Genomic DNA, 2,065 nt, shown 5'->3' on the forward strand with positions numbered 1-2,065 from the left:
GAGGTCGGCCACGTCGTCGTCGGTCGGCTCGCCGGACATCGACTTGATGGCGGCCGCATGTGCGGCGGCCGCGATCTGGGCAGCGGTCGGACCCGTCGGGGTCGGCGCCTCGGGGGCGGGCTCGCGCTGGGCCGCGGCGGGAACGGTGTCGCCGCCCTTGCCGCGACGGGTGCGGCCGCCACGACCGGGGGCGGTGCCACCCTTGTCGCCGTGCCCACCCGAGTGGCCGTGGCCGGAGTCGCCCTGGCCCTCGGACCGGTCCACCGGCTCGGCCTGGACGATGATGCCGCGGCCGGCGCAGTGCTCGCACGGCTCGGAGAAGACCTCGATGAGGCCGGAACCGACCCGCTTGCGGGTCATCTGGACCAGACCGAGCGAGGTGACCTCGGCGACCTGGTGCTTGGTGCGGTCGCGGCCGAGGCACTCGAGGAGGCGCCGGACGACGAGGTCGCGGTTGGACTCGAGGACCATGTCGATGAAGTCGATGACGATGATCCCGCCGATGTCGCGCAGGCGCAGCTGGCGGACGATCTCCTCGGCCGCCTCGATGTTGTTCTTGGTGACGGTCTCCTCGAGGTTGCCCCCGGAGCCGACGAACTTGCCGGTGTTGACGTCGACGACGGTCATGGCCTCGGTGCGGTCGATCACCAGGGAGCCACCGGAGGGCAGCCAGACCTTGCGGTCCATCGCCTTGGCGATCTGCTCGTCCACGCGGTGGTGCGCGAACAGGTCGTCCTCGGAGGTCCAGTGCGTGAGGCGCTGGGCGAGGTCGGGTGCGACGTCGTCGACGTAGCCGCTGACCTCGCTCCACGCCTGGTCGCCCGAGACGATGAGCTGGCTGAAGTCCTCGGTGAAGACGTCACGGATGACGCGGACCGTGAGGTCGGCCTCGCCGTGCAGCAGCACAGGGGCTCCCCCGCTGCCGGCCTTCTTGGACCCGGCGGCCTTGGCCTTGGCCTGGATGGTGTCCCAGGCCTTGGTGAGGCGCTCGACGTCGGCGCGCAGCTCCTCCTCGGAGGCGCCCTCGGCCGCGGTGCGGACGATGACACCGGCGGAGTCCGGCACGACCTCCTTGAGGATGGCCTTGAGGCGGGCCCGCTCGGTGTCGGGGAGCTTGCGGGAGATGCCCGTCATCGACCCCTCGGGGACGTAGACGAGGTAGCGGCCCGGCAGTGAGATCTGGCTCGTGAGGCGGGCACCCTTGTGACCGATCGGGTCCTTGGTGACCTGGCAGAGGACGGTGTCGCCCGAGCCCATCGCGTTCTCGATGCGCTTGGCCTGGTGCTGCTCGAGGCCGGCGGCGTCCCAGTTGACCTCACCGGCGTAGAGGACGGCGTTGCGGCCCTTGCCGATGTCGACGAAGGCGGCCTCCATCGACGGGAGGACGTTCTGGACGCGTCCGAGGTAGACGTTGCCGGCCATCGAGGCGTTGGACTCGCGCGAGACGTAGTGCTCGACGAGGACGCCGTCCTCGAGGACCGCGATCTGGGTCTTGTCGCCCTTGCCGCGCACGGCCATGATCCGCTCGACCGACTCGCGCCGGGCCAGGAACTCGGCCTCGGTGATGATCGTGCGGCGGCGGCCCGCCTCGCGGCCCTCGCGGCGACGCTGCTTCTTGGCCTCGAGCCGTGTGGAGCCCTTGACGGCGGTCGGCTCGTCGCGCTCCGTGCGCGGCTCGCGCACCCGGGTCACGGTGCCGGGCGGGTCCTCGTTCTCGCTGGCCGAGCCGGAGCGGCGACGACGACGGCGACGACGGCTCGAGCCGTCCTCACCGGTCTCGGTGTCGGACGCCTCGTCCGGGCCGCTGTCGTCGGCGTCGGTGCTGGAGGCCCGATCGCCGTCCTGGGTGTCCTCGGGGCTGCCGGACTCGCCCTGCTCGGCCCGGTCGTTGCTGCCGCGACCACGTCGACCGCGACCACCGCGGCGACGGCGACGGCCGCCGTCCTGGGTGTCGTCGCCGGCCTCGTCGCCGCTGGCGTCGTCGCCCTGGTCGTCGGGGGTCTCCGTGGCGTCGTCGGGCGCGTCGACGGACGGGGTGCCCGCGGCGCCCCGGGACCTGCGGGAG

At 72.5% G+C, this 2,065-nt stretch carries 1 protein-coding gene; it reads right to left on the bottom strand.

Annotated elements, in window-relative coordinates; translation table 11 throughout:
- Positions 1-2,065: Rne/Rng family ribonuclease (locus N801_RS18885; RefSeq protein ID WP_035940860.1), on the bottom strand; the 2,065-nt coding region annotated here is incomplete at both ends.

The sequence above is a fragment of the Knoellia aerolata DSM 18566 genome, from assembly GCF_000768695.1.
GTDB lineage: Bacteria > Actinomycetota > Actinomycetes > Actinomycetales > Dermatophilaceae > Knoellia > Knoellia aerolata.